Annotated in this window: 22 protein-coding genes and 1 tRNA gene; 18 read left to right on the top strand and 5 right to left on the bottom strand. The window is 69.7% G+C overall.

The window, feature by feature from the left end:
- The first annotated feature begins 74 nt into the window (after nucleotides 1-74).
- From ABIA36_RS02425 to ABIA36_RS02340, 18 genes are all read left to right on the top strand, one after another.
- Nucleotides 75-1001, top strand: a complete 927-nt coding sequence (locus ABIA36_RS02425) for an NAD kinase (protein WP_369960681.1) — start codon at nucleotides 75-77, stop codon at nucleotides 999-1001.
- A 58-nt stretch (nucleotides 1002-1059) separates the two neighbouring features.
- A complete protein-coding gene (recN, locus tag ABIA36_RS02420) occupies nucleotides 1060-2778 on the top strand; it encodes a DNA repair protein RecN (RefSeq protein ID WP_369962058.1) in 1719 nt (572 codons plus the stop codon).
- Nucleotides 2779-2830: 52 nt separating this feature from the next.
- Nucleotides 2831-4588 carry a CTP synthase gene (locus ABIA36_RS02415; RefSeq protein ID WP_369962057.1) on the top strand — a complete coding sequence of 586 codons (1758 nt, stop codon included), beginning with the start codon at nucleotides 2831-2833 and terminating at the stop codon, nucleotides 4586-4588.
- Nucleotides 4588-5388 carry an NUDIX domain-containing protein gene (locus tag ABIA36_RS02410; protein ID WP_369960680.1) on the top strand — a complete coding sequence of 267 codons (801 nt, stop codon included), beginning with the start codon at nucleotides 4588-4590 and terminating at the stop codon, nucleotides 5386-5388. The genes ABIA36_RS02415 and ABIA36_RS02410 overlap by 1 nt, the downstream gene beginning before the upstream one ends.
- Complete coding sequence (gene xerD, locus ABIA36_RS02405) at nucleotides 5385-6290, top strand: site-specific tyrosine recombinase XerD (protein WP_369960679.1); 906 nt, start codon at nucleotides 5385-5387, stop codon at nucleotides 6288-6290. The genes ABIA36_RS02410 and xerD overlap by 4 nt, the downstream gene beginning before the upstream one ends.
- Nucleotides 6291-6414: 124 nt before the next feature.
- Entirely contained in the window at nucleotides 6415-7314 is a 900-nt protein-coding gene (locus tag ABIA36_RS02400) for a ParA family protein (RefSeq protein WP_369960678.1), read from the top strand.
- Nucleotides 7298-8125, top strand: a complete 828-nt coding sequence (locus tag ABIA36_RS02395) for a ScpA family protein (RefSeq protein ID WP_369960677.1) — start codon at nucleotides 7298-7300, stop codon at nucleotides 8123-8125. The genes ABIA36_RS02400 and ABIA36_RS02395 overlap by 17 nt, the downstream gene beginning before the upstream one ends.
- Nucleotides 8115-8729 carry an SMC-Scp complex subunit ScpB gene (locus ABIA36_RS02390; protein WP_369960676.1) on the top strand — a complete coding sequence of 205 codons (615 nt, stop codon included), beginning with the start codon at nucleotides 8115-8117 and terminating at the stop codon, nucleotides 8727-8729. Before ABIA36_RS02395 ends, ABIA36_RS02390 begins: the two co-directional genes overlap by 11 nt.
- A complete protein-coding gene (locus ABIA36_RS02385; protein WP_369960675.1) occupies nucleotides 8719-9483 on the top strand; it encodes a pseudouridine synthase in 765 nt (254 codons plus the stop codon). Before ABIA36_RS02390 ends, ABIA36_RS02385 begins: the two co-directional genes overlap by 11 nt.
- A 98-nt stretch (nucleotides 9484-9581) precedes the next feature.
- The gene (locus ABIA36_RS02380; RefSeq protein ID WP_369960674.1) at nucleotides 9582-10127 is read left to right on the top strand and encodes a hypothetical protein; all 546 of its coding nucleotides are present in this window, start codon (nucleotides 9582-9584) and stop codon (nucleotides 10125-10127) included.
- Nucleotides 10128-10175: 48 nt separating this feature from the next.
- Entirely contained in the window at nucleotides 10176-10580 is a 405-nt protein-coding gene (locus ABIA36_RS02375) for a hypothetical protein (protein WP_369960673.1), read from the top strand.
- A 173-nt stretch (nucleotides 10581-10753) separates the two neighbouring features.
- On the top strand, nucleotides 10754-11842 hold the full coding sequence (locus tag ABIA36_RS02370; RefSeq protein ID WP_369960672.1) for a prephenate dehydrogenase: 1089 nt from the start codon (nucleotides 10754-10756) through the stop codon (nucleotides 11840-11842).
- On the top strand, nucleotides 11839-12564 hold the full coding sequence (gene cmk / locus ABIA36_RS02365; protein WP_369960671.1) for a (d)CMP kinase: 726 nt from the start codon (nucleotides 11839-11841) through the stop codon (nucleotides 12562-12564). Before ABIA36_RS02370 ends, cmk begins: the two co-directional genes overlap by 4 nt.
- Nucleotides 12557-14062 carry a ribosome biogenesis GTPase Der gene (der, locus tag ABIA36_RS02360; protein ID WP_369960670.1) on the top strand — a complete coding sequence of 502 codons (1506 nt, stop codon included), beginning with the start codon at nucleotides 12557-12559 and terminating at the stop codon, nucleotides 14060-14062. The genes cmk and der overlap by 8 nt, the downstream gene beginning before the upstream one ends.
- Nucleotides 14063-14317: 255 nt before the next feature.
- Nucleotides 14318-16666, top strand: coding sequence for a glycosyltransferase family 2 protein (locus tag ABIA36_RS02355; protein ID WP_369960669.1), 2349 nt, complete (start codon nucleotides 14318-14320; stop codon nucleotides 16664-16666).
- A complete protein-coding gene (locus tag ABIA36_RS02350; RefSeq protein WP_369960668.1) occupies nucleotides 16666-18300 on the top strand; it encodes a chitinase in 1635 nt (544 codons plus the stop codon). The genes ABIA36_RS02355 and ABIA36_RS02350 overlap by 1 nt, the downstream gene beginning before the upstream one ends.
- Nucleotides 18301-18536: 236 nt before the next feature.
- Nucleotides 18537-18613, top strand: a tRNA-Pro gene (locus ABIA36_RS02345).
- A 298-nt stretch (nucleotides 18614-18911) separates the two neighbouring features.
- Nucleotides 18912-19715 (top strand): hypothetical protein, encoded by an 804-nt coding sequence (locus ABIA36_RS02340; protein WP_369960667.1) that lies wholly within the window; start codon nucleotides 18912-18914, stop codon nucleotides 19713-19715.
- 157 nt (nucleotides 19716-19872) lie between these two features.
- Here the strand turns inward: ABIA36_RS02340 and ABIA36_RS02335 are convergent, their stop codons facing one another.
- The 5 genes from ABIA36_RS02335 to ABIA36_RS02315 form a co-directional block, all read right to left on the bottom strand.
- Nucleotides 19873-20238 (bottom strand): hypothetical protein, encoded by a 366-nt coding sequence (locus ABIA36_RS02335; RefSeq protein WP_369960666.1) that lies wholly within the window; start codon nucleotides 20236-20238, stop codon nucleotides 19873-19875.
- A complete protein-coding gene (locus ABIA36_RS02330; protein WP_369960665.1) occupies nucleotides 20235-20753 on the bottom strand; it encodes a hypothetical protein in 519 nt (172 codons plus the stop codon). Before ABIA36_RS02330 ends, ABIA36_RS02335 begins: the two co-directional genes overlap by 4 nt.
- A gap of 12 nt (nucleotides 20754-20765) precedes the next feature.
- On the bottom strand, nucleotides 20766-20966 hold the full coding sequence (locus ABIA36_RS02325) for a hypothetical protein (protein WP_369960664.1): 201 nt from the start codon (nucleotides 20964-20966) through the stop codon (nucleotides 20766-20768).
- Between the two features lie 34 nt (nucleotides 20967-21000).
- Nucleotides 21001-21540: a recombinase family protein gene (locus ABIA36_RS02320; protein WP_369962056.1), complete on the bottom strand. Its 540-nt coding sequence runs from the start codon at nucleotides 21538-21540 to the stop codon at nucleotides 21001-21003.
- Nucleotides 21541-22253: 713 nt separating this feature from the next.
- Nucleotides 22254-24584: a type IV secretory system conjugative DNA transfer family protein gene (locus tag ABIA36_RS02315; RefSeq protein WP_369960663.1), complete on the bottom strand. Its 2331-nt coding sequence runs from the start codon at nucleotides 24582-24584 to the stop codon at nucleotides 22254-22256.
- Between the last annotated feature and the right edge of the window lie 91 nt (nucleotides 24585-24675).

Genomic DNA, 24675 nt, shown 5'->3' with positions numbered 1-24675 from the left:
GGCACATCCCGCCCCGAAAACCGACAGAATAGTGGGACGGCCTGAAACGGGGCGCGAACACACAGGGAGGCGACGTGGCGGCATCGGGTGACGCGCAGCGATACATTCTCGTCGTCGCGCACACCGGCCGGCAGGACTCCCTCGACGCCGGCGTGCAGGTGTGCCGCCAGCTCATCTCGGCGGGCGTCGTGCCCGTGCTCAGCGAGGACGAGCGCCGCGACCTGCTCACTGCCGCACCCGACCTGGACGCCGTCGCCGTGCTCGGCGACGAGGTGCAGGCGAGCGACCTCGAGCTGGTGATCGTGCTCGGCGGCGACGGTACCATCCTGCGCGCGGCGGAGCTGGTCCGCGGCTGCACCGCGCCGCTTCTCGGCGTCAACCTCGGGCATGTCGGCTTCCTCGCCGAAAGTGAGCGCGACGACCTCGAGATCGCCGTCGCGCGCGGCCTCGCGAAGGACTACGAGGTGGAGGAGCGCATGACGCTCTCCGCCCGGGTCAAGGTCGGCAAGGAGGTCGTCTACGAGAGCTGGGCGCTCAACGAGGCGACCGTCGAGAAGGCCAGCCGGGAGCGGATGCTTGAGGTCGTCATCGAGGTCGACGGCCGTCCGATGTCGAGCTTCGGCTGCGACGGCGTCGTGATGTCGACGCCCACCGGATCGACCGCGTACTCGTTCTCGGCCGGGGGACCGGTGGTCTGGCCCGGCGTCGCGGCGCTGCTGCTCGTTCCGCTCAGCGCACACGCGCTCTTCTCCCGGCCCTTGGTCGTCGACGGCAACTCGTCCCTCGCGATCGAGCTGCTCGACCGCGCGGGCGGGGAGGGCATCCTCTGGTGCGACGGGCGCCGGCAGTTCGACCTGCCGCGCGGAGCGCGTGTCGTGGTGCGCCGGTCGCCCATCCCGGTGCGGCTCGCCCGGCTGCACCCCGGTCCGTTCACCGACCGGCTCGTGCACAAGTTCGACCTCCCGGTGACGGGGTGGCGGGGGCCGGCCGGCCGTGACTGAGCGCTCCACCACCCGCGCCGCGGCGGCCCGCGAGCAGACGTCAGCACGCCGCGGCGGCATCGACGAGATCTCCATCCGCGACCTCGGCGTCATCGCCGAGGCCGCGCTCCCGCTCGGCCCCGGGTTCACCGCGATCACCGGCGAGACCGGCGCGGGCAAGACCATGGTCGTCTCCGCCCTCGGCCTCCTGCTGGGCGAGCGCGCCGACACCGGCGCCGTCCGGCTCGGCAGCCCGCAGGCCTGGGTCGAGGGACGCTGGCGCATCGAGGAGCAGGGCGAGGTCGTCGAGCGCGTCCGCGACGCCGGCGGCGACGTCGACCCGATCGGCGACGGGGCGGCTGAGCTGGTGCTGAGCCGGTCCGTCTCGGCCGAGGGCCGGTCGCGGGCGGTCGTCGGAGGTCGCAGCGCGCCGGTGAGCGTTCTGACTGAACTCGGCGAGCAACTCGTCGTCGTGCACGGCCAGTCCGATCAGCTCCGGCTGCGGTCGGCAGTGGCCCAGCGCGAGGCGCTCGACCGGTTCGCCGGGCCCGACCTCGCGAGCGCGCTCGACGGCTACGTGCGGGTGTTCCACCGCTGGCGCGACAACGCGACGGAGCTCGACGAGCTCGTCGCCGACCGGGACCGCCGTGCGCGGGAGGCGGACGACCTCCGGGTCGCGATGGCCGAGATCGAGGCCGTGGCGCCGCAGCCGCGCGAGGACGACGAGCTCGCCGAGCGCGCAGAGCGGCTGACCAACCTCGAAGAGCTGCGGCTCGCCGCCTCCGGCGCCCGCGAACTGCTCTCGGCCGAGGAGTCCGACGAGCCCGACGTGGTCGGCCTCCTGGAGGCCGCGCGCCGCCAGGTCGAGCGCGTCGCTCCCCACGACGCCGAGCTCGCCCCGACCGTGGAGGCCGTCGCCAACCTCAGCTACCTGGCCTCGGACATCGCCGCTCAGCTCTCGACCTACCTCGCCACGCTCGACACCGACGGCTCGCGCGAGCTGGAGGCCGTGCAGGAGCGCCGGGCGGAGCTGTCCACGCTCATCCGCAAGTACGGGCCCACGCTGGACGACGTGATCAGCGCGCTGGAGACCGGGAGCCTGCGGCTGCTGGAGCTCGACGGCGACGCCGACCGCATCCAGGAGCTCGCGGCCGAGGTGGAGTCCGACAAGGCGCTCGTCGTGGAGCTCGCCGCCGACCTGAGCGAACGCCGCCGCGCGGCCGCCGAACGACTCGCCGCCGCGGTCTCCGACGAGCTGTCCGCGCTCGCCATGCCGGACGCCCGCGTCGTCGTGGAGGTCACCCAGCGCGACGAGGACGACCCGCAGAGCTACACGGCCAGCGGCCGCGACCAGGTCGCCATCCTGCTGCGCCCGCACCCCGGCGCCGAACCGCGCCCGCTCGGCAAGGGGGCGTCCGGCGGCGAGCTGTCGCGCGTCATGCTCGCCATCGAGGTCGTCATCGCGGCGACCGACCCGGTGCCGACCTTCATCTTCGACGAGGTCGACGCCGGCGTCGGCGGAGCCTCGGCCATCGAGATCGGCCGCCGGCTCGCCCGGCTGGCCGAGACCGCTCAGGTGATCGTCGTGACCCACCTCGCCCAGGTGGCGGCGTTCGCGAACAACCACCTCACCGTCGTCAAAGGCAACGACGGGGCGGTCACGGCCTCCAGCGTCCGCCGACTCGATGGGGACGAACGGATCGCGGAGATGGCGCGGCTGCTCTCCGGGCTGCCCGGCTCCGAGAGCGGGCTCGCCCACGCCCGCGAGCTCGTGGACATGGCGGCCGCCGCGCGCTGAGCCGCGACACGCGCGGGACACCCCGCAGCAGGTGATAAGCTGAGAGCCCGTGGTGGATAATTCAGACGCGGCTCAGACCAACAGCAAAAACGGCACTACCAAGCACATCTTCGTGACCGGTGGTGTCGTTTCTTCGTTGGGGAAGGGCCTCACGGCCGCCTCCCTCGGAAACCTCCTGACAGCACGCGGTTTGCGCGTCGTCATGCAGAAGCTCGACCCGTACCTCAACGTGGATCCGGGCACGATGAACCCGTTCCAGCATGGCGAGGTCTTCGTCACCGACGACGGCGCCGAGACCGACCTCGACATCGGGCACTACGAGCGCTTCCTCGACATCAACCTCTCGCAGTCGGCGAACGTCACCACCGGCCAGATCTACTCGAACGTGATCGCCAAGGAGCGCCGCGGCGAGTACCTGGGCGACACGGTCCAGGTCATCCCGCACATCACCGACGAGATCAAGCGCCGGATGCGCCTCCAGGCCCAGCCCGGCCCGGACGGCGAGGCCGCGCCGGACGTCATCATCACCGAGATCGGCGGCACCGTCGGCGACATCGAGTCGCAGCCGTTCATCGAGTCCGCCCGCCAGGTGCGCCACGAGCTCGGCCGCAAGAACTGCTTCTTCGTGCACGTCTCGCTCGTGCCGTTCATGAACGCGTCCGGCGAGCAGAAGACCAAGCCGACGCAGCACTCGGTCGCGGCCCTGCGCTCCATCGGCATCCAGCCGGACGCGCTCGTGCTGCGCAGCGACCGGCCGGTCTCCGAGTCCAACAAGCGCAAGATCGCGCTGATGTGCGACGTGGACGAGCAGGCCGTCGTCAACGCGGTCGACGTGCCCAGCATCTACGACATCCCGACCATGCTGCACGAGCAGGGCCTGGACGCCTACATCATCGACCAGCTCGGCCTCGACAAGGCCGCCGACGTCGACTGGAACGGCTGGGCGCGGCTGCTGGAGGCCGTGCACGACCCCAAGCACGAGGTCACCATCGGCCTGGTCGGCAAGTACATCGACCTCCCCGACGCCTACCTGTCGGTCACCGAGGCGCTGCGCGCGGGCGGCTTCGCCCACCGCACCAAGGTCAAGCTCAAGTGGATTCCGTCCGACGAGTGCCAGACGCCGGAGGGCGCTGCCGCGCAACTCGGCGACGTCGACGCGATCTGCGTGCCCGGCGGCTTCGGTGTCCGCGGCATCGAGGGCAAGGTGGGCGCGCTGAAGTTCGCCCGCGAGAACGGCATCCCGGCTCTCGGCCTCTGCCTCGGCCTGCAGTGCATGGTCATCGAGTACGCGCGCCACGAGGCGGGCCTGGCCGGCGCGTCGTCGTCGGAGTTCGACCCGGAGACCGAGTTCCCGGTGATCGCCACGATGGCGGAGCAGGTCGAGATCATCGCAGGCGGCGACCTGGGCGGCACCATGCGCCTGGGCCTCTACCCGGCCCTGCTCGCCGAGGGCTCGCTCGCGGCCGAGCTGTACGGCGCCGCGGAGGCCAGCGAGCGCCACCGGCACCGCTACGAGGTCAACAACAACTATCGCGAGCAGATCGCCGACGCCGGCCTCTGGTTCTCCGGCACCTCGCCGGACGGCCACCTGGTCGAGTACGTCGAGCTGCCGCGCGACGTGCACCCGTTCTACATCGGCACCCAGGCCCACCCGGAGCTGCGGTCGCGCCCGAACCGCGCGCACCCGCTGTTCGCCGGGCTCGTCGGCGCCGCACTCGACCGTCAGAAGGCCAGCCTCCTGTTCGAGGTCGCGCCCGATGACGAGGTGGGCGCCGGGGTCGGCGCGATCGAAGTCGGCGCGGACGCCTGATGGCGGCCGGACCCGGCGCGGCGCAGCCCGGCGCAGCGCAGCCCGGCGCGGCGCAGCCCGGCGCGGCGCAGCCCGGCGCGTTCCGCGACGAGCCGTTCCGTCCGGAGATCGTCGCCTCGGAGGTCCCCTTCGACGGCAAGATCTGGAACGTGCGGCGCGACACCTTCCGCTACAACGGCACGGAGATCACCCGCGAGTACGTGGACCACACCGGTGCGGTCGCGGTGCTCGCGCTCGACGACCAGGACCGGGTGCTGCTGATCAAGCAGTACCGGCATCCGGTGCGGTATCGCGACTGGGAGATCCCGGCGGGGCTTCTCGATATCCACGGTGAGGACCCGCTGACCGCGGCCCAGCGCGAGCTGGCCGAGGAGGCCGACCTCGAGGCCGAGCGCTGGGACGTGCTGACCGACGTCTTCACGAGCCCCGGCGGCAACGACGAGGCCATCCGCGTCTACTTGGCCCGGGGCGTGCGGGCGACCGCCGAAGCGTTCGAGCGCGAGGCGGAGGAGGCCGACATCGAGGTGGCGTGGGTACCGCTGGAGGAGGCGGTCGACGCGGTGCTCGAGCGGCGCGTCCACAACGCGGTGCTCGTCATCGCGGTGCTCGCGGCCCGGGTCGCGCGGGAGAAGGGCTGGGCGTCCCTCGGCGCCGCCGACGCGCCCTGGCCGAGCCACCCGAAGCTGGCCGAGGCTCGCACCGATGCCGGCGCTGCCGCGGGCCCCGCCGCCGGCACAGCCGCAGACCCTGCCGCCGGCGCCGCCGCGCCCGAGCTGAGCGAGCAGAGCGCCGCGGGATGAGCGTCGCGGCCGACGTGGACGCCTTCCTGAGGCACGTCGCGATCGAGCGCGGCCTCTCGGCGAACACGGTGGCCGCGTACCGGCGTGACCTCACGGTCTACACGGAGTGGCTGGACGGCGAGGGCATCCGCGACGTCCGCGAGGTCGTTCCACTGACGGTCTCGACGTACCTCGCCCACCTCGCGTCGCGCCAGGAGTCGCCGCTGACCGCGACCTCCCTCGCCCGGATGCTGTCGACGGTCCGCGGGTTCCACCGGTTCCTGCTGGAGGAGGGCCGCGTGGAGGTGGACGCCGCCCGCGACATCCGGCCGCCCAAACAGCCGAGCACCCTCCCGAAAGCGATCACCGTCGACCAGGTCGCCGCGCTGCTCGCGGCCTGCGACGGCGACGAGCTCGACCAGCTCCGCGACAAGGCCCTCCTGGAGCTGATGTACGCGACCGGCGCGCGTGTCAGCGAGGCGGTCGGCCTCAACGTGGACGACGTGATCGACACCGACGTGGTGCGCCTCACCGGCAAGGGCGCCAAACAGCGCATCGTGCCGCTCGGCAGCTTCGCGCAGGCCGCGGTCGCCGCGTACCTGGTGCGGGCGCGCCCGGTGCTGTCGGTGCGGGGGAGGGCGACGCCCGCGCTCTTCCTCGGGATGCGCGGAGCGCGGCTTTCCCGGCAGAACGTCTGGCTGATCATCCGCGCGGCCGCCGAGCGCGCCCAGCTCGGCGTGGAGGTCTCGCCGCACACCCTCCGGCACTCGTTCGCGACGCACCTGCTGGCGGGCGGGGCGGACGTGCGGGTGGTGCAGGAGCTGCTCGGCCACTCGTCGGTGGCGACGACGCAGATCTACACGCTGGTGACGGCGGACGCGCTGCGGGATGTGTACGCGACGGCTCACCCCCGGGCGCGGTGACGCCCGGGAACGGCGCCGGGACTTGCCGCCGTCACGGCCCGCGGACAGGGGTGCGCGCGGATAGGATGGAGCCCGTGAACAGGCCGTGAACGGCCGACGATCGAAAGGGACGAGGATCAGCCAGGTGACGCGCAACGACGAGGTCAGGACGGAGCTTCCCGGCATGGACACCGCATCCCTGGCCACGCGGCTCGGACCCACCGGGCGCCCGCTGCGTGCGTTCCCCGCGCCCGCCGAGCTCGGCCAGCACGGACCCGCCAAGATCGTCGCGCTGTGCAACCAGAAGGGCGGGGTCGGCAAGACCACGACCTCCATCAACCTGGGCGCGTCGCTGGCCGAGTACGGCCGCCGCGTGCTCGCGATCGACTTCGACCCGCAGGGCGCGCTCTCGGCCGGTCTCGGCGCGCAGACCCACGACGTGACGACGATCTACGACCTGCTGCTGAACCGCAATGCGGACGTGCAGGAGGCCATCCAGACCACCGGTGTTCCCGGGCTCGACATCATCCCGGCGAACATCGACCTCTCGGCCGCCGAGGTGCACCTGGTGAACGAGGTCGCGCGCGAGCAGATCCTCGCCGGCGTGCTGCGCAAGGTGTCGGCCGACTACGACGTCATCCTCATCGACTGCCAGCCGTCGCTCGGCATCCTCACCGTCAACGCTCTGACCGCGAGCCACGGCGTGCTCATCCCGCTGGAGTGCGAGTACTTCGCGCTGCGCGGCGTCGCGCTGCTGATCGAGACGATCGACAAGGTGCGCGAGCGGCTCAACCCGGCCATCGAGCTCGACGGCATCCTCGCCACGATGTACGACTCCCGCACGTTGCACTCGCGTGAGGTGCTGGAGCGCGTCGTCGACGCGTTCGGCGACCGCGTGCTGGAGACGGTGATCTCGCGCACGGTGAAGTTCCCCGACGCCTCGGTCGCGGCGACGCCGATCACGCAGTTCGCGCCCGAGCACCAGGCGGCGGAGGCCTACCGCCAGCTCGCGAGGGAACTGATCTTCCGTGGCGCCGTCGCCTGAGGCGCCGCAGGAGAAGGACACCGCCGGCCAAGGCGGCTTCCGCGTAGCCGTCGGCCACTTCGAGGGTCCGTTCGACCTCCTGCTGTCGTTGATCTCCAAGCACGAGCTGGACATCACCGAGATCTCGCTGAGCCGGGTCACGGACGAGTTCATCGCCTACCTGCGCCGCCTGGACGCCGACGAGAGCCTGGACGAGGCGAGCGAGTTCCTGCTCGTCGCGGCGACCCTGCTCGACCTCAAGATCGTCGGCCTGCTGCCGCAGGGCGAGCTGGTCGACGCCGAGGACGTAGCACTGCTGGAGGCGCGCGACCTGCTGTTCGCGCGGCTGCTGCAGTACCGGGCGTTCAAGGAGGCGTCGACCTGGTTCGCCGCCCGCCTCGACGCCGAGAGCTCCCGGCACGCCCGCACGGTGCGGCTGGAGGACAAGTACCGCCAGCGCACGCCCGAACTGGTCTGGACGCTGACCGCCGAGGACTTCGCGGCGCTTGCGACCCTGGCGATGACGCCGCGCGAGGTCCCCGTGGTCGGGCTCGACCACCTGCACGCGCCGCTGGTCAGCATCCGCGAGCAGGCCGCCGTGGTGGTCGGGATGCTGCGCGCCGGGGAGCCGCTGTCGTTCCGGCAGCTCGTGGCCGGAGCCGAGCAGAAGGGCGTGGTGATCGCGCGGTTCCTCGCCGTGCTCGAGCTGTACCGGCACGCGGCGATCGCGTTCGAGCAGCTCGAGCCGCTGGGCGAGCTGACGCTGCGCTGGACGGCCGAGCACTGGTCGGAGGAGAACCTGTCGAACCTGGGAGCGGATTATGACGGTTGACGGAACCGAGCTGGAGACCGAGCCGGCTGGCGTCGAGGACGCCCAGATCGAGCGCGCGCTGGAGGCCATCCTCATGGTCGCCGACGAGCCGAAGAGCCTCGTGACGCTGGCGACGGCGGTCGGCGCGCCGGTCAAGCGGGTGCGGGCAGCCGTCGACGCGCTGGTCGCCGACTTCGACGGCGCGGCCGGACCGGACGGGAGGCCCGGCGTGCGCCGCGGCTTCGAGCTGCGGGAGGTCGGCGGCGGCTGGCGCGTCTACGTGCGGCCGGAGTTCGACGCCGTGGTGTCGGGCTACGTCCTCCAGCAGAACCCCACCCGGCTGTCGCAGGCGGCGCTGGAGACGCTGGCGGTGATCGCCTACAAGCAGCCGATCAGCCGTGGTGCGATCGCCTCGATCCGCGCCGTCAACGTGGACTCCGTTGTGCGCACGCTCCTCGGCCGGGGCCTGATCACCGAGCTCTTCACCGACAGCGAGACCGGCGCCATCAACTACGGCACCACCGACCTGCTGCTCACCCAGCTCGGCATCAACTCCATCGAGGAGCTGCCTAAGATCTCGCCGCTGCTCGCGGACGGCGCGGAAGGATTCGACGATGTCCGTTGACGGTGCGAACGGTGGCTCGGCCGCCGAGGGGGAGCGCCTCCAGAAGGTGATGGCGGCCGCCGGGGTGGCCTCCCGCCGGGTGTCGGAGGACATGATCGTCGCCGGCCGCGTCACCGTGAACGGCCAGATCGTCACCGAACTCGGCCGCCGCGTCGACCCCGCGACGGACCGCGTGGCCGTCGACGGCACCGCGGTGCAGCTCGACACCTCCCGCCGCTACGTGATGCTCAACAAGCCGGTCGGCGTGGTCAGCTCGATGCGCGACGAGCAGGGCCGCCCGGACCTGTCGCGCTTCACGGCCGGATACCCGGAACGCCTGTTCAACGTCGGCCGCCTGGACGCGGAGACCTCCGGCCTCCTCATCCTCACCAACGACGGCGAACTCGCGCACGTGCTCGCCCACCCCAGCTTCGGCGTGACCAAGACCTACATCGCGCGCGTGCGCGGCACGGTCACCCCGCAGACCATCGCCCGCCTGACCAAGGGCGTCGAACTGGAGGACGGCCCGATCGCCGCCGACAAGGCGCGGCTGCTGCAGTCGCGTTCGGCCGGCGGCGACAGCCTCGTGGAGATCACCCTGCACTCCGGCCGCAACCGGATCGTCCGCCGGATGATGGCGGAGGTCGGGCACCCGGTGATCGAGCTGGTGCGGAGGCAGTTCGGGCCGCTGCACCTCGGGACGCTGAAGGTGGGGGCGATGCGCGACCTGACGAAGGAGGAGCTGGGGGCGCTGCTGACGATCTCGCGGCAGTAGCCTCCCTGTGCGTTTCGAAAAATACAAACATTGAAGCGTGAAACCTCAGGCACTACTTTCGTGTTCGTGTAGTTCAACGACGAACGAGAGGTGAATCCATGAGGCTCAACCGTAAGACCGGAGTGCTCATCGCAGCGGTGTCCGTACTCGCTTCGATGCTGGTGGGGAATGCTGCGAACGCTGCTGAGCCGCCCCACGCGGCCGACACCACGAGCGGTGGGGTCATCGTCTCCGGGCCTGGCGACAATGTGGTCCAGTTTCCCGATGGCACGTTCGTCCGTTTCGACGAGGGACGCGTGAAAGTGGAATTGACGGCGGATGGGGTCGAGACGGCGCTTCCCTCCGGCACGGTCATCGAGACGCCGACTGTGGAGGGCAGGGCGTCTCGCGCGGTTTATGCGCCCGTCACCATCTGGTACTCGCGTGCCGACGTCGAGGAGATGTGGCGCGCGAAGAACAACATCAACAACATCTGCCGAATGATCCCGCTGTCCTACTTCGGGTCGATCGGATGCTCGGCTCCCGCCACGCTCGCTGCAGCGCTGGATCAGGCTCACTATCAGGGCAAGCGGATCAAGGCGCTCTACTACCAGTGCTCTACGGGGACCTACTGCAGCTACTACACCTACCAAGTCGTCGCTTAGAAACGAGGGCGGCGAAAGCTCGGCTTCGCCGCCCTCCGAAGGGAACCCATGCCGGTCCGCATCATCGCCGCGCACGCGAAGATCACCTTCTTCGTCGTCGGTATCCCGGTGATCCTTACCGCTGGGTGGAGCATGGGGATCGCCGTCGGAGGAGCGATCGGAATCACGCTGAGCTCCGTTCTGGCTGTCGCGCTGCTCGTCGTCGCCGGCCGCACGTTCCGAGGCGCGGGCGAGCCGATCCTGCCCCCGCGGGCGTGGTGGCGCTTGACCGCCGGCCCTGTCGCCGGTTTCGTCGTCGCCGTGCTCTTCGCACTCAGCGGGATCGGGTCGGCCATATCGGGGGTGGGGTCCGATGGTTCTGCTGCGCTCACCGTGTGGGTGGTCGTCTTCGACTTCGCCGTGGCCGCTGCCTACGCGAACTCGTCCACTCGGCTGCTCTCGTCCGCCGCGTGAGCGAGCCCGGGAGACGAGCTGGGCGCGCTGCTGACCCTCTCCTGACAGGAGACACGCGCCGAATTCTCCTGCCCGAGGGCATCCGGAAGGAGAGTGGGCGGCGCGGCGGCGCGAATCTCCTGCTGGAGGAGGGCGGGCGGTAGCCCCGTTTCCGCCCCCACTAAAGTGGATCCGTGACTGATTCCGCCTCCCGCCTCGCCGGACCCGTCCGCGTGGTCGGTGCGGGGCTGCTCGGGGCGTCCGTCGGGCTCGGCCTGCGCGCTCGCGGCGTGGACGTCCTCCTCGCCGACGCCTCTCCCGCCCACCTGCGCCTCGCCGCCGACTACGGCGCGGGACGGCCGGACGACGGGACGGCGGAGCCCGCGCTCATCGTCGTGGCGGTGCCACCGGACCTGGTGTCGCGCGTGGTCGCGGACGAGCTGGCCGCGCATCCCGCCGCCGTCGTCACCGACGTCGCCAGCGTGAAGGGGCAGCCGCTCGCGGAGCTGGTGGACGCCGGCGTCGACCTCTCGCGGTACGTGGGATCGCATCCCCTCGCCGGCCGGGAGCGCGGCGGCCCCAGCGCCGCCCGTGCCGACCTCTTCATCGGCCGCCCGTGGGTGGTCGCCGCTCGGCCCGAGAACGCGCGCGCATCCGTCAACCTGGTGGAGGCGCTCATCCTCGACCTCGGCGCGACGCCGGTCGAGATGGCGGCCGACGACCACGACGCCGCCGTGGCGCTGGTCTCGCACACGCCGCAGATCGTGTCCTCGCTCATGGCCAAGCGGCTCGCCGCCTCCACCGACGCCGCGCTCGGCCTCGCGGGCCAGGCCGTACGCGACGTGACCCGCATCGCCGGAAGCGAGCCGGAGCTGTGGGTGCAGATCCTCGGCGCCAACGCTCCCGCCGTCGCGGCGATCCTCCGCGCCTACCGCGCCGACCTCGACCGTGTGCTCGCGGCTCTGGAGGACGTGGACGCATCCGGCTCACGCCGCACCCTCGCGGAGGAGATCGCCGGTGGAAACCTCGGAGTCTCCCGCCTGCCGGGCAAGCACGGCCAGGACAAGCGGTTCTCCAGTCTCGTCGTCATGGTGGACGACCGGCCGGGCGAACTCGCGCGCCTGCTCGCCGAGCTGGGCGAGCTGGACGTGAACCTGGAGGACCTGCGCCTGGAGCACTCGCCGGGCGCCGCCTTCGGCCTGGCGGAGATCGCCGTGCTCCCCGAGGTGTGGCAGCGCACCGTCGACGACCTGACCGACCGCGGCTGGAGGATCGCCGGATGACCGACCCGACCGACACGACCGACCCGACCGACCCGACCCACCGACCCGGCGGCGCCCTCCCGATCGTCGTCGCCGTCGACGGACCCGCCGGCAGCGGCAAGTCCTCCGTCTCCAAGGCGACCGCGCGCAAGCTCGGCTGGTCGTACCTCGACACCGGCGCCGCCTACCGCGCGCTGAGCTGGTTCGTCGTGCAGCGCCGCCTCGACCCCACCGACTCCGCCACCGTGATCGACGTGCTGCCCGACTTCGATTACCGGATCGGCACCGACCCCGACACCTACCACGTGTTCGTCGGCGACCACGACGTCACGGAGGTCATCCGCGAGCCGGAGGTGACCGCCGTGGTCAGTGCGATCGCGCGCGTGCCGGAGGTGCGCGAGTTCCTCACCGGGCTGTTCCGGTCGATCATCGCGCACGGCGAGAAGCGCGGCTTCGTGGTGGAGGGTCGCGACATCACGACCGTCGTCTGCCCCGATGCTCCGGTGCGCATCCTGCTCACCGCCGACGAAGAGGTTAGAATGGCCAGGCGTTCTGCCGAGCTGACCGGCCATTCCGCCGCCCACGTCGGTGAGGCCCTCCGCAGACGCGACGCGGCCGACTCCCGGGTCGTGGACTTCATGAACGCCGCAGACGGCGTGACCACCGTCGACTCCACCGACCTCGACTTCGACCAGACCGTCGACGCGGTCATCGCGGTCGTACAGAAAGAGACCCATGTCTGACATCGAGAACGAGCCAACCGGCGCCGACGACCTGGTCGAGCGCCTCGCCGGCCTGGACGAGAACCTCGCGGCGCAGCGCGCCGCCACCCTCCGCAGCGGTCTGGAGGAGTACGAGCTCGACGAGACCGACCTCGACGTCCTCGGCGCCGTCACCGAGGACCCCGACGCGATCACCTACCTCCCCGCGCTGCCGGTGCTGGCCATCGTGGGCCGCCCCAACGTGGGCAAGTCGGCGCTCGTCAACCGCATCCTCGGCCGTCGCGAGGCCGTCGTGGAGGACACCCCCGGCGTCACCCGCGACCGTGTCTCGTACCACGCCGAGTGGAACGGCCGCCGGTTCACGCTGGTGGACACCGGCGGCTGGGAGCCAGACGCCCGCGGCATCGACGCCTCCGTCGCCGCTCAGGCGGAGGTCGCGATCGACCTGGCCGACGCGGTGCTGTTCGTCGTGGACGCCACCGTGGGGGCGACCTCCACGGACGAGCAAGTGGTCCGGCTGCTCCGCAAGACCGACAAGCCGGTGTTCCTCGCCGCCAACAAGGTGGACGACGCCCGCCAGGAGCCCTTCGCGACCGAGCTGTGGTCGCTCGGCCTCGGCGAGCCGTGGCCGGTCTCCGCGCTGCACGGCCGCGGCGTCGCGGACCTGCTGGACGCCCTCCTGAAGGCGCTGCCCGAGGTCTCCAAGGTCGCCAAGCAGGAGGTCGGCGGCCCGCGCCGCGTGGCCATCGTCGGCCGCCCGAACGTCGGCAAGTCGTCCCTGCTCAACAAGGCGGCGGGGGAGGAGCGCGTGGTCGTCAACGAGCTCGCCGGCACCACCCGCGACCCGGTGGACGAGCAGGTCGAGCTGGGTGGCAAGGTCTGGCGCTTCGTCGACACCGCCGGCATCCGCCGCCGGGTACACCTGCAGCAGGGCGCCGACTTCTACGCATCGCTGCGCACCTCCACGGCTCTGGAGAAGGCGGAGGTCGCGGTCGTCGTGCTCGACGTGTCCGAGCCGATCAGCGAGCAGGACGTCCGCATCATCGACCTCGTGCTGGAGTCCGGCCGCGCGCTCGTGCTGGCCTTCAACAAGTGGGACCTGCTGGACGACGACCGCCGCCGCTACCTGGAGCGCGAGATCGAGCAGGACCTCGCGCACGTCTCCTGGGCGCCGCGCGTCAACATCTCGGCCCGCACCGGCCGCCACCTGGAGAAGCTGGTTCCGGCGCTGGAGCAGGCGCTCGAGTCGTGGGACACCCGCATCCCGACCGGCAAGTTCAACGCGTTCCTCGCCGAGCTCACCGCGGCGCACCCGCACCCGGTGCGCGGCGGAAAGCAGCCGCGCATCCTGTTCGGCACGCAGGCGAGCAGCCGCCCGCCGACATTCGTGGTGTTCACCACCGGCTTCCTCGACCCGGGCTACCGGCGGTACATCATCCGCCGGCTCCGCGAGGTGTACGGCTTCGAGGGCAGCCCGATCGTCCTCAACATGCGCGTCCGCGAGAAGCGCAAGCGCTGACCTCCCGAGTACGCCCATAATCGGTCAGTAACCGCCGAGTACGCAGATTATCCGCGTACTCGGCGGTTTGGCGTCAAGGGGGCGCGCGGGCAGGGAGGGTGAACGGACGGGTTTGCGTCACCCCCAGTGAGGGGGCGACTCGCTTGGGGGGGTTTGTACCCCTGTCTGTCCTCACTACTGTGGACCACTGAGAGAGCTACCCGACCGCGCTACCCGAAGGCGCGGGCTCTCGTCATCGAGGACGCATACCCGAAAATGAGTTCTACAAGTTCATACACGCCTGCCCGAAAACGACAGTGGGGCGCCGAGCGCCGCACCGAACCGCTGCCCACGGTCCACCCGAAGCCCTCCGACCGGAAGGTCACCTGGAGCCGCGTCGCCATCGTCGCGACCATCGTGTTCTGGGCGATCTACGTCGTCACCACGATCATCCGCCAGTTCCTCGTGCTGGGCACGCAGGACTTCCGCTTCACGATGGAGGCGATCGGCTACACGGTCGTCGTCACCTTCCTCACCTTCTCCGCGCTGATGTACCTGGTCGCCCGGCAGGGCGCGCTGCAGCGCTTCCAGAAGCACGTGCGCGTTCCCCGCGCCGAGCTCGACCGGCACTTCGCCCAGCACCAGCCGTCCATCACCGTGCTCGTGCCCTCCTACGCGGAGGAGCCGGAGGTCGTGCGGATGACGCTGCTGTCGGCCGCGCTGCAGGAGTTCCCCTCCATGCGCGTCGTGCTGCTGGTCGACGACAACCCGAACCCGACCGACCCGGCCGTGGCCGAGCGACTGGAGGCCACCCGCGCCCTCGCCGACAGCATCACCGGTCAGCTCGCGGAGCCGCGCTTCCGCTTCACCGACGCGCTGCTGCGCTTCGAGCTGGGCGACGAGCGCGCCTTCGCCGACGACGAGGCCACGCTCGAACTGGCGGATCACTACCGCTGGGCGGCCGAGTGGCTGTACGCCGAGGCCGACGCGCACGGCATCGACGACCACGTTGACGTCTTCTTCGCCGACCAGGTGCTCCGCGCCCTCGGCGACGAGCTCGCGCTCACCGCGGAGGCCGTGACGGCCGCCGTCGGCGAAGGCGCGGCGCTCAGCACCGAGCGCGTGGCCCAGCTCTACCGCCGGCTGGCGTGGACCTTCGACGCCGAGCTGATGGTCTTCGAGCGCAAGAAGTGGGCGTCCCTCTCCCACGAGGCCAACAAGGCCATGAACCTCAACGCCTACATCGGCCTCATGGGCGGCAGCTACCGCGTCGAGGAGACGCCGGACGGCCCGATCCTCAGCGCGGTGCCCGCGGGCTCCCGCCGGCCCGGCGACATCGAGATCCCGGACAGCGACTTCCTGCTGACCCTGGACGCCGACTCCATCCTGCTGCGCGAGTACTGCCTGCGACTGACGTACTTCCTGCAGCAGCCGGACAACGCCCGCGTCGCCGTGACGCAGACCCCGTACTCGTCGTTCCGTGGTGCAGGCACCCGCATCGAGCGTCTCGCCGGTGCGACCACCGACATCCAGCACATCCTGCACCAGGGCAAGAGCTTCTACGGCGCCACTTTCTGGGTGGGCGCGAACGCGGTCATCCGCAAGCGTGCGCTGGAGGACATCGTCGAGACCGAGTGGGTCGGCGGGTTCGAGGTGCGCCGGTACATCCAGGACCGCACCGTCATCGAGGACACCGAGTCGAGCATCGACCTCGGCACCCACGGCTGGACGCTCGTGAACTACCCGGAGCGGCTCAGCTACTCGGCGACCCCGCCGGACTTCGGCTCGCTGATCGTGCAGCGGCGCCGCTGGGCGAACGGCGGCCTCCTCATCCTGCCGAAGCTGTGGAAGCAGGTCCGTGAGCGCAAGCGCCGCGGTGAGACCGTCTCGCGCATCGAGCTGCTGCTGCGGGTCAACTACATGGCCTCCATCTGCTGGGCGAGCTTCGGCCTGGTGTTCCTGCTGGCCTACCCGTACGACGGCCGGCTGCTCAGCCCGATGGTGCTGCTGGCCGCGCTGCCGTACTTCATCAGCCAGGCGAGCGACCTCCGCTACGCCGGGTACAAGGCGACGGACATCTTCCGGATCTACGGCTTCAACCTGATCCTGCTGCCGGTGAACCTGGCCGGTGTGCTCAAGTCGATCCAGCAGTCGCTGACCGGCAAGAAGATCCCGTTCGCCCGCACCCCGAAGGTGAAGAACCGCACCGCGTCGCCGCTGCTGTACGTGATCGCGCCGCTCGCGATCATCGCGTTCTCGCTGTTCACGCTCTGGCGGGACTGGAACGCGCACAACTGGGGCAACGCCGCGTTCGCCGCCTTCAACGCCACCCTGGCGATCTGGTCGCTGGTCGCCTACATCGGCGTCTGGAACTCCATCGTGGACATCTGGCTCGGTGTGACCAAGCCGCTGTACGTCGAGAAGAAGGGCACGCGCTCCGCCCCGCAGACGACGCCCGCGACCGAGTCGGTCGACTGGCGCTCGGTGCTTTACCACGGCCACGCCGGCGGGGAGGTGCCGCACTTCGAGCGGACGACGGTGCGGGACGACGCGCCGCTGGACGCCCCGTTGGACGCACCCGTGGTCGACGCTCCGGCGGTCGACGGCGAGCGGCAGGCCGCCTGATGCCGCGGAAGGATAGGGACGCCGCCGCGTCGTCCGGAGCTGGGGACGCCGCTTCGGCCGACCGGCTGCAGGCCCCGGAGTCGGACTCCGGCCGCCGCCTCTCGCCGCTGCGCGTGATCGGCGCCGCCCTCGTCGCGATCGTCGTCGTCTCGGCCGGCGCGGTCGGCCTCCAGTGGTGGAGCGCCCGCGCGTCGGTGGACGTGAAGCCGTGGTTCGCCTCCTACGTGGACGTGACCGCGACCCCGAAGTACGCGTTCGAGAACCTCGGCTCCACCTCCACCAAGGACGCCGTGCTCTCGTTCATCGTCTCCGACCAGACGAAGCCGTGCACGCCCTCCTGGGGCGGCGCGTACACGATGAGCGAGGCGCGCGGCTCCCTCGACCTGGACCGCCGGATCGCCCGCCTCCAGCAGCAGGGCGGCGACGTCGCGGTGTCGTTCGGCGGTCAGCGGAACGAGGAGCTCGCGGTCGGCTGCACCGACCCGACCGAGCTGAAGAACGCCTACGCTTCGGTCGTCGACCGCTACAAGGTGGGCACCATCGACCTCGACCTGGAGGGCGAGGGCCTCGTGAACGCGGACGCCGCCGCACGCCGGGCCACCGCCATCCACGACCTCCAGCAGGAGCGTCGCGCCGACGACAAGAGCCTCGCCGTCTGGCTGACCCTCCCGGTGTCGCCGACCGGCCTGACCGTCGATGGCACCAACGCCGTCGCCGCGATGCTGAAGGCGAAGGTGGACCTTGCCGGCGTCAACCTGATGACGATGGACTACGGCACCGCCAAAGCCGCGGGGACGTCGATGGCCGCGATATCGGAGACCGCGCTCACCGCCGCGCAGAAGCAGCTCGGCGTGCTCTACGACCGGGCCGGCACGCACCAGTCCGACCCGCGCCTGTGGGCGAAGATCGGCGCGACCCCGATGATCGGCCAGAACGACGACCGCGGGCAGGTGTTCGGACTCGCCGATGCCAGGACCCTGAACGCGTGGGCCGTCTCCACCGGGCTCGGCCGCATGTCGATGTGGTCGGCGAACCGCGACAAGACCTGCGGCTCCAACTACGTGGACACGAGTGTCGTGTCGGACGCGTGCAGTGGCGTGAACCAGGGCAAGGCGACCTTCGCCGGCCTCCTCTCGAAAGGCTTCGACGGCCGCATCGCGCTGGGGGAGGGCGCCGTCACCACGGCGGAGCCCACCTCCGCCGCCGCGACCGACGATCCGGCCCACTCGCCCTACCCGATCTGGGCCGCGAGCAACTCGTACCTGAAGGGCACCAAGGTCACCTGGCACCACAACGTGTACCAGGCGAAGTGGTGGACGAAGGGCGACGTGCCCGACAACCCCGTGCTGAACGCGTGGGAGACCCCGTGGGACCTGGTCGGCCCGGTGCTGGCGGGGGAGGCGCCGATCCCGCAGCCGACCCTTCCGGCCGGCACGTACCCGGTCTGGAGCGGCGAGACCGCCTACGACAAGGGCGCCCGCATCCTGTTCGGCGGGATGCCGTTCGAGGCCAAATGGTGGACCAAGGGCGACAGCCCGGACGCCGCCAGCGCGAACCCCGACTCGTCCCCCTGGGCCCCGCTCACCCAGGACGAGATCGACACGATCCTGGGCGGTGGCACCACCCAGAAATGACTCGACGGCGGGATGCTGCCCCCCGCGCATCCCGTCGCCGACCATGCCTGGACGCACCGCTGCGGGGCGGGAAGTCCGGGCGTCGCGTCGCGCCTCCCTCGTCGGGAGGAAGGCCGCGCGGCGCTGTGTCGGCGGGGCAACGGTGGCCTTCGGGTTGGTCACGACCGGCCTCGCCGACACGCTAAGATAGACGAGTTGTCTCGCTTGGCGCTCTCACGGCCTGGGTGGGACAGCAACGGGCTGTGGCGCAGCTTGGTAGCGCACTTGACTGGGGGTCAAGGGGTCGCAGGTTCAAATCCTGTCAGCCCGACCATCAAAAGCCCCGGTAAACCAATGATTTGGTCTGCCGGGGCTTTCGTCGTTTAAGGCGTCTAGACCGCCTCTGTGTGCACCCTGTGTCCACGTCTACCCGGAGACCATCGTCCACTCTGTCATCCCCATAGGACGGGGTCCGGCCATGTCGTTCATCTCACCGGAGGACGCCCGGATTCTGGTGGGCGGAGACGGCATCGTTTTCCGCGACTGACATACGGGCAACCTGAGCACTTGTCGCGATGCTTACGCCGCCTCATACTTACGTGAGAATTACTCAGCTAAGAAGGTGAACGGCCGTGAGCACACGGCGCAAGAGCAAAGACCCAGAGAAGACGGGAACAGAACCGGGACCGGCAGGACAGCCGGCGGCCGCAACACCAGACCCAGCCCCAAGCGGCACGTCTGATGTCTTCCGCGCCGCAATCTATGTCTCGTTCGCGCTACTAATCGGCATTCTGGCCGCCCTCGGTATCCAGGGCGACACCATGCAGAGGATGATCCGCACCTACTCCGACTGGTTTGCCTTGGCGCTGACCCTTCTCTTCGCCGGAGCTGCGGTTCCGCTCGCTACCGGTTTCTGGCGGAAGGGCGGCTCACGCTGGCTGAAAGGAGTGGAAATACTCGGTGTGGCTTTGATGGTCGCAGCAATCTCATGGAGCGTCTATCTCGCGTCAGACAGCATCCGCAACAAGGAAGCCCCGAGCGTGACCGTTACAGTGCGCCGAGTGTCACCAACGATGCTTCACCTGGTCGCGAAAGTACACGGCACCTCCCTCCTCACTTACGAGAAGGCAGTCATGGGCGTGTTCGCAATGACCGATGACACCAAGGACTGCGACATTTTCAGCAAGGGGTTCAAGGACTACCAACCCAACCGGTTAGCAGTCGACTGGAGCGAGAGCACACCGAACGCGGCCGGCGTTGCAGACATCACCTTCGACAGCTACCTCAGCGCGGCGAAGATTCAATACGTCTGCGCCTGGGGTGGGCTAGAACTAGCCGACAGGTCAATCGCGCAAGTCCAAAAGAAGCTTCAGCAGCAGGATAGCGGGCGGTTCACAGTCGCTTTCGTAGACGCCGGAGACCTCCCCGCGCCATAGCCGTTTCTGTCGCGATTCTGCGTTCTTCCGCGCATGAAAGAGCATGAACGCCACCACCGCCATTGCACGCTCCGTCACGCTCATCCTCGTCGACGCGAAAGCGAAATCGAACAAGTTATACGCTCGAGCTGGACTCCACCGTTCGCGATCAGTACGCTCACCCGATGTAGGCGAAGGCTTTTGCGGCGGCGAGCACCTCGCGACCAGCCTCCGTCGGATCGCCCTCCCGGAGCAGTTGCGCCGGCGCCATCCCGAGCGAGGGGTTCTGGCCCTTGAACCACGACTGCACCGTTATGTCGTCGTAGCGTTCCAGCAGGGCCGCCGCGTCATACGAGTAACGCAATCGCTCCTGGTCCTTCTCGCTGGGCGCGCTGTGGCCATCGGCCCAGTCGCTAACCGCGCTGGACCGCGCTTCGCCGCCGATAAAACCGACGAGTCGTACGCCGATTATGTCGCGGAGGACCGTGACGAGCTCGTCGAACGGCATGTCGGGTCGCGTCAGCTCGCTCTCCTTTGCGGTCAATGCGCCATCCTCCCAGCGTCTTCGCGGGCCGCCGCGAGCACGGGTTCCGCGTCGCCAGCAAACAGCTGCTCCACGGCGGTAGCCCCACCCAGGCGTCGACTCGGCGTGTTCAGCCATCTGGCGATGGTCAGATCGTTCGGGAGCGCCGGGTAGAGGATGCTTCTGATCTCCGCAAGGTGAGGAAGGGGCTTGCCGAACGGCGAAATCTGAAAAGCGGGAAAAAGCCGTCGGCCAGCATCCGTTGTCACAGCCAAGAGATCGCCGGAGGCCTCCATCCGATCAATCTCGTCCGGATCCACGCCGAGCCAAGCGACGAGACCACCCGCCTCGTAGAAAGGCCCCGCCTTGGTGTCCCAGTCTTGATAGTGAGACCAGCGGGCGGCGAGCAAGCGCGTAGCGACATGCGCTGCCGTTTCGCCCTTATACAGGATCAGCTCGTCGTCGTCGACATCGAGCAGCAGCTTGCGGAGCTCCTCAAGCAGCTGCTCGTAGTACGGGGACAATTCACGCGTCATGGTCAGCCTCCCTTACGCGTCCTCGAGTCGCGCCAGCAAGCTCATATCGCGTTTGAGAACGCCGTCGACCATACGGTCAACAGGCGCCCGCCGGGCGTAACTCTCGACGAGCATCTGTGCCGCCGCGACCATGAGCCTGTTCTTGGAGGTGTGCATCTGCGTGGCGAGCTCCCCGATCTGCTCGTCGAGCTGCTCTGGCAGAAGCACGGTCATACCGGTCTTAGGGGCGATGGTACAGCCGACGCGGTCATCTCACCCTCCGAACGGTTAGCGCGGAACAGCCGAAAAGCCCGGCAATCTCGCCGGCAGTTCGCCCTTCGGCGCGAAGCCTGATCACCTCGCGGCGCTGAGCAGGGGACAGAGCGGGTGGCCGGCCGCCGGCTCGACCGGCGGCCAGGCCCTCGTTCACCCGCTGGACAATGATCGCTCGCTCCATCTCTGCGAGGGCGGCGACGATAGAAAAAACCATCCGGCCGGCCGGGGTGGCGGTGTCCACGCCGAGTTGGAGGATCTGCAACTCGACCTGCCGTTGCCGCAGTTCGTCGACCCAGACGAGCAGCTGCCGAGTATCCCGACCGAGTCGGTCCAGGCTCATCACGACAATCGTGTCTCCTGGTCGTACGTCGTCGAGTAGCTGGTCAAGCGCCGGGCGCGAGGATTTCATCCCGCTGATCCGATCGACGTAGATCTCGTCAACACCGGCCTCGCGGAGTGCGTCCTCCTGACGGTCAGTGACCTGGCCCTGCGCCAACGACACCCTCGCGTAGCCGAGACGGCGCGCACCCAGGTTTTTGGCCGGGAGGTTTCGCCGGGGTTTTTGACCGTTTCGCCGTCCCGGTTTTCCGGCTTCGGATTCTCGGCAGTGTCCGCGTAGACAGAATCAGTCGTTTCTGTCATGCCTGGAGTATGCGCGGACCCGCCGACTTCAGCGCGTTCACTCAGTGGTAAGGGTGAAGCGACGTCGCCCTCCCTGTGACGGCCGTTGCGTTCAGTACAGTGTGGCCGGCGCGGGGCTGGAGCCAAACCCTCCGGCCGACACTTCAACGGGCGCGCGAACGCCTGCGCAACGCCCGTCTTTTGTCGATGTTTCTGCTCCCTGACATGAGGTGAAACCAGGCGCTGGCTCCGCCTTTCGATGACCAGGCAACCCTGGAATCGCCAGCAACGAAAGCCCGGCTGAGGGATGTGCCCGTTCAGTTTCAGGGGTTGCCACCTAGAGACTTCACCAATTTCGTATTAGTTGGCTCGCTGTACGTGGCTGCCGCAGCAGCCATCGTTGTACGTGGTATTTGCGGGTCTGGTGTGCGCGCGGTCGGGGGTACCTAGCCTGCGGATGCGAGCCGCTCGCATCGGCGGAGTCCGGGACGCCTTGCCCGAGCGCTCAGCATTTCTGCACCTCGAGCTGCGGTGCCGCGCGGTGCTTGCCGCGCGGCACCGCAGGCACGCCGTGCGCGCTGCCTTGACGGAGCTCCCCGCCGATATCGGGCTGGATCAATCTGTTCAGGGGAGGGTGAGCGGTTCGTCCTCGTCGGCGCCGTTTGCCGATTGCAGCTGAGCAAGCAGGTACTGGCCGGCGTCCCGCACGGCGTGCACGACGGAGACGTCCGTCAGCACGTGCCAGCCGTCGTACGGCGCCCAGAGCTGGCGGAGGCTCCGCGCCGCGACCGTCTCTGCCTCGGCGGCGATTCGCTCGGGCGTCCAGCCAGCGCGCTCGGCGCGCTCGAGCTGGTCGACGTGGAGGGTGAACGTTGCAGTGGGCACACCCCCGCGGCAGAGGGAGGCGACCGCTGTGAGGTCCGGAAGTCGAGTGAGCTCGCTGGGCGGCACGCCGCCGAGACGCTCGCTCGCGGCGACGGCGGCACGGATGCCTGTGCGAAGCGATACCGCGGAGCCGCAGTTCGCCTCGACCGCGAGGGCGAGCCGCGGCGCCAGACCGTCCGCACTTTGCGTGGCGATCACAACACCCGCGCCATACTTCCTCCCCTCGGCGAGCAAGCCCGGCAGTGCGCCGAAGGTGTGCAGGTGTGCTTCGTCGACGAGGATCACGAGCGGCCGGTCGCGATGCGCACGGCGACCGATCGCACTTCGGATCTTCAGCAGCCACGCCGCGGTCAGCACCCGGGCAACGTCTTCGCCCAAGGCCATTGATGCAGTGTCGACAATGAGGCTCCGACCGCTGTCGATGAGATCCAGCACGTCGACCGAGTCGGCGCCCGTGCCGAGGATGTCGCGCAGGGCAGGTGTGCGCAGGAAGGGCTGGAGGCGCGAGATCAACCAAGAGATCAGATCTCCGAACTCCTTGTCTGCGAGCCCGAGCAGTTCCGCATGGATTCGGAGGGTGAGATCGGGGTTGATCGGCCTTACAGCCGCCGCGAGGACGCGCAGCGCTTCCTTCGTGACGCAGAGGGCGACGACGTCAGTGATCGAGGTGCGCGAGCCGAATAGCTCGAACGCAGCTAAAGCCACCAGGCTGATGCTGCGCTTGAACCGCTCGCCCACCATGCCCTCCTGACGCGGGTCGAGCATCGCCTGGACGGACTCGAGCCAGTCCGCTAGGGCGCGCTCGCGCAGCTCCGGATCGGTCTCGCCGAAGAAGTTCAGACGCACAGGGTGGGCGCGGTCACCATGGCGCACGTAATGCACACCTGGGCCGTCCAGTTCGGCGCTATATGCGGCCGCCCGCGCGGCACCGTCGCCGTGCGGGTCGAGGTAGATCACCTGGCAATCCGCCCTCAGCAAGGATTCGCATAGCTGGACCAGGAAGAGCGTCTTGCCCGAGCCCGGGCGGCCTTCGACGAAGACCGATCGGCACAGATCGCTCGCCTCGAGCTCGACCTCAGCGCGCTGGCCGAAGGCGTCCGCGGCCCAGCCGAGCCGGACGGGACGTGACGGCCTCGGCGGCATTGGATCCAGCGGGCGCGGGGGCGCGGGCGGGCGCCGGGTCGGGAGGCCCAAGGCCTGTTCGCCGCCAGCTGCCGGCACGCGAAGAAGTGCGACAGCGTGCAGCTCACCGATGGCGGCGGAACGAACCCCCGCTTGCGGCGCGGCCCAGAGCTCCGCCGCCGAGCTCACGTTCAGCGGAGCAAGCCGCAGCCCACTGCCGCGCAGCGCCAAGGCGGCGCGAACCGCGACCGGCACGCGGGACTCGGACGTCACCACCGTGCGCGCGAGGACGGGCGTCCGTGCGTAGTCGCCGATGGCTGAGCGCGACATCGAGGCCGCGAGCTCGTCGAGGGCGATCTGCGCGGCCAGATCGCCGGCCGGTGCGAGCACTGTCCGCACGCGCAGCCGACGGTCGGTGCGGGTGAGCGCGGCGAGCAGCGGCTCGTCGGAGTCCGCGTCGTTCGGCATCGGTACTGCGAAGGCGGGGCCGTCGATGAGGTCCTGCGCCTGCGACTCGGACTCGGTCGAGCTGGCGGTCGCGCGGAACAGCGGCGTTACCGTAGTCCTCACCAGCTCGAAGGCGGTGGCAACGTTCGGCACGTTTTCAGGCGCGAGCGGCATGGGCTTCCCGACGACGACAGCGGGGTCCAGCGCCGCGCGCAGTTCAGCGAGGTCCAAATCGAGGGCGGCGGGCCCGGCGATCGAGACGGATGCCGCGAGCCGACCTCGTACCTCCGTGGTGCGCACCTCGAACGCAATGTATGACTCCGGGTCGAACTCGGCAACGAGCCGGACGAGGCGACGCGATGCCACGAGCGCACGGAGGCCGGCGTCCTCGTCGCGCACGAGCGCGGTGACTGGGTAGACGAGGCCGAGAGGGGGGTGCTCGTCCGAGGGCTCGGCCGAGTGTTGAGGCTGCTCGTCCGGGCGATAAGGGGAAGCTGTCATAGGAGTCTCCTGAGTGGTCTGCGCAGGGGAAGACGGTCGCGTCTGCATGAGAGGGTCCCGCCGGATCTGCTGACGGGACCCCTGGCGCATC

This window comes from Leifsonia sp. EB34, from assembly GCF_041260585.1.
Lineage (GTDB): Bacteria > Actinomycetota > Actinomycetes > Actinomycetales > Microbacteriaceae > Leifsonia.
Note: the sequence above shows the minus strand (reverse complement) of the source record. Positions and strands in the feature narration are given on the sequence as shown.